At 70.5% G+C, this 3,897-nt stretch carries 1 protein-coding gene; it reads right to left on the bottom strand.

What is annotated here, in order from left to right; translation table 11 throughout:
* Nucleotides 1-3,775: SDR family NAD(P)-dependent oxidoreductase (locus tag ABZT14_RS25510; protein WP_356306887.1), on the bottom strand; the 3,775-nt coding region annotated here is incomplete at its 3' end.
* Between the last annotated feature and the right edge of the window lie 122 nt (nt 3,776-3,897).

Below are 3,897 nucleotides of genomic sequence, written 5' to 3'. Positions count from 1 at the left end.
CACCCGCCTGACCCCTCAAACCCCCCACACCACGACCCGACACCAACCACGGCACCACCCCACCCACACCACACCCACAACCCACACCAACACCAGCATCCGCATCACCCGACTCCACAACACCAGAACCAACCGACCCCGACCCAGAACCCACAACACCAGACCCCGACTCCAACACCCCACGCCCACACGACCCCGCCACCACACCCACAGCCCCCTCCACAACCTCACCCTCCACCACAACCCCAGCACCAGCACCAGCACCAGCACCAGCACCAGCACCAACCTCGACCCCAACCCCAGGAGCCTCCTCCACAATCACATGCACGTTGGTACCGCTGACGCCGAAGGAGGAGACGCCCGCACGGCGGGGGCGGTCCTCGGTCCGCTCCCACTCCCGCTCCTCCGCCAACAACTCCACCCCACCCGACGACCAGTCGACGTGCGAGGAGGGGTGCTCCGCGTGCAGGGTGCGAGGCATCGTCTGGTGGCGCATCGCCAGGACCGTCTTGATGAGCGAGGGCACACCGGCGGCGACCTGGGTGTGGCCGAGGTTGGACTTCACCGAGCCCAGCCACAGCGGGCGGTCCTCGGGGCGGTCCTTGCCGTAGGTCGCCAGCAGGGCCTGGGCCTCGATCGGGTCGCCGAGCGGGGTACCCGTACCGTGCGCCTCGACCACGTCGACGTCCGACGGACGCAACCCCGCGTTCTCCAACGCGTGCCGAATCACCCGCTGTTGGGAAGGACCGTTCGGCGCCGTCAGACCGTTCGACGCACCGTCCTGGTTCATCGCCGAACCCCGCACCACCGCCAACACCCGGTGACCGTTGCGCTGAGCGTCCGACAACCGCTCCAACAACAACATCCCCGCGCCCTCGGCGAAGCCCATGCCGTCGGCGTCCTCGGAGAAGGGCTTGCACCGGCCGTCCTCGGCGAGCCCCCGCTGACGACTGAACCCGACGAAGCCGATAGGGCTGGTGACGACGGAGGCGGCACCGGCCAGGGCCATGGAGCACTCGCCGGACCGCAGGGCCCGTACCGCGAGGTGCAGGGAGACCAGCGCGGACGAACAGCCGGTGTCCAACGTGACGGCCGGGCCCTCCAGCCCCAGGGTGTAGGCGATACGGCCCGAGGCCACACTGGTCACGGTTCCGGTGATCAGATGGCCCTCGACGCCGTCCGGGAGTTCCCGCAGGCCGGTTCCGTATCCGCTGTGGGCCGCCCCGACGAACACCCCGCACTCGCTCCCGCGCAGGGACTGGGGGTTGATACGGCCGTGCTCGATGGCCTCCCAGGAGGTCTCCAACAGCAGCCGCTGCTGCGGGTCCATCGCCAACGCCTCACGCGGCGAGATACCGAAGAACCCCGCGTCGAACCGACCCGCGTCCTCCACGAACCCTCCGGTCCGCACGTAGGAACTGCCCTCGTGGTCGGGGTCCGGGTCGTACAGGTCGTCCAGGTGCCAACCCCGGTCAGTGGGGAACACGTCGATGGCGTCCTCACCGTCGGACAACAGCCGCCACAGGTCCTCGGGGGTACTCACCCCACCGGGCAGCCGGCAGCCCATGCCCACGATCGCGATGGGCTCGTTCGTCGTCGTCCGGGTGGACGCGCTCACCACGTCGGCGGGGGCGTTTTCCGCCTCCGAGGGGTCCTCCCCGAGGAGTTCCCGGTATACGTGGTCGGTCAGCTTGGTGACCGTCGGGTAGTCGAAGACCAGGGTGGTGGACAGTCGCAGTCCGGTACTGGCGTTGAGTTCGTTACGCAGGGTCACGGCCAGCAGCGAGTCGAAACCCAGGTCGCGGAAGGGGCGTTCGCCGTCGATCGCCTCGGTCTCACGGTGCCCGAGTACGGAGGCGACATGGCGGGTCACCAGGTCACGCAGGGTGCCACGGCGTTCCTCGACCGACAGCTCCCGTAGGCGGTCCCGCAGGCTGTCCGTACCGGCGCCCGCTCCGGCCTCGGTGGTGGGTCCGGCGTCGAGAGCGGCGCGGACCTCGGGTATCTCGTCGAGCAGCGGGCGGGGGCGGGCTGCGGCGAAGACGGGAGCGAAGCTGTCCCAGTCCACGTCACCGACCACCACGAAGGCGGAGTCCTCGGCCAGCGCCCGCGTCACCCCGCCGATGGCGACGGCGGGGTCCATGAAGGGCATACCGCGCCAGCTGAGGGAGTCGGTGTCCACGTTGCCGGCCATGCCACGGCCGTCGGCGTCCGCCGCCCAGATGCCCCAGGCCAGGGCGGTGCCCGGCAGTCCACGGGCACGGCGGTTACGGACCACGGCCTCCAGGTAGGCGTTGCCGGCCGCGTACGCCGCGTGGTCGCTGGCACCCCATACCGCCGCCACCGAGGAGTACAGGACGAACGCGTCCAACCCGGCGTCCTCGTCGAAGATCCGGTCCAGGTTCTCCGTACCGGCGATCTTGACCCGCGCACCCTCGGCGAACTCCGTCAGCCCGGCGGAGGCCAGCGGAGCCAGGTCGCCCACCCCCGCGCTGTGCACCACCGTACGGATCACGTGGCCCTCGGCCCGCAGGTCCTCCACGAGCCGGCGCAGGGCCTCGAAGTCGGAGACGTCACAGCCGACGACGGTGACCTCGGGTCCCGACTCCCGTAGTTCCGCGACGAGTTCGGGCACGCCGGGGGCGTTCTCACCCCGCCGGTTGACCAGCACCAGGTGCTCGGCCCCGGCCCGCGCGAGCCGTCGGGCCGACTGGGCACCCAGTCCCCCGGTACCTCCGGTGATCAGTGCGGTACCACTGGTCTGCCACTCCCCGGCCTCGGGCCGCGCCGGCGCCCGACGCAGCCGGCGCAACAACACCCGCCCGCCTCGTACGGCCGCCTGGTCCTCCCCGTCCGTCGCCGCCAGGAGCGCGGGAACCGAGGAGAGTTCGCCGACCTTCAGAGCCGACGGCAGGTCCACGAGCCCGCCCCACAGGTCCGGGTGCTCCAGTCCGACGACCAGCCCCAGACCCCAGGTGGTGCTCTGCTGACGGTGGTTGACGAGGTCGCCGTCCGCGACCGCCATCGCGTCCTGGGTGCACAGCCACAGACGGGTGGCCGCGCCGCGCTCGGCGAGGGTCTGGGTCAGCAGTACGTTGAGCGCCAGCCCGACGGTCAACCCCGGCACGGTCGGGTGCGGCGCCTCATCCAGGGCCAGCAGGGACACCACGCCCTGGGCCTCCGGCTGTTCCTCCCACAGTCGGGTGACCGCCTCACGTTCACTGTCGGCGGCCAGCACCAGTTCGGTGACCTCGGCACCGGCCTGTGCCAGTACCTCCCTCAGCACTCCGACCGCCTCGCCCCCGGCCTGGGCCGCCGAGCAGACCAGCACCCAACTTCCCCGCAGGGCAACCCGGTTGTCCCGGGTACGCGGTACCCAGTCGAGACGGTAACGCCAGGAGTCCAACGTGCTCTGGGTCCGCTGCCGCTCCCGCCATCCCGTCAACGCGGGCAGTACGTCACGGAGCGGGGCGTCCTCGTCGACACCGAGCACCTCGGCGAACTCCCGTGCGTCCGCCCCGCTGACAGTGGCCCAGAACTCCGCGTCCACCGGGTCCGCGCCGTCCACCACGGGCGTCCCGGCGTCCTGGAGCCAGTAGGGGCGGTGCTGGAAGGCGTAGGTGGGGAGTTCGACCATCTTGGCGCCCGTGGGGGCGAAGAAGGCCTTCCAATCCACCTCCACACCCCGCACCCACAAACGGGCCAGAGCATTCACCACGGTTTCCGGCTCCGGGCGGCCTTGGCGCATCAGCCCGACCGCCTCTACCTCACCCACACACGATTCGAGGATCGAACCAACCAGAGCACTATCCGGCCCCACCTCCACAAACCGCGACACCCCAAGCCCCTCCGCCCGCACAATCGCATCCGAAAAACGCACCGTCGACCGCAACTGCT

This window comes from Streptomyces sp. NPDC005438, assembly GCF_040606315.1.
GTDB lineage: Bacteria > Actinomycetota > Actinomycetes > Streptomycetales > Streptomycetaceae > Streptomyces.
This window is presented reverse-complemented; position numbering and strand designations above follow the sequence as displayed.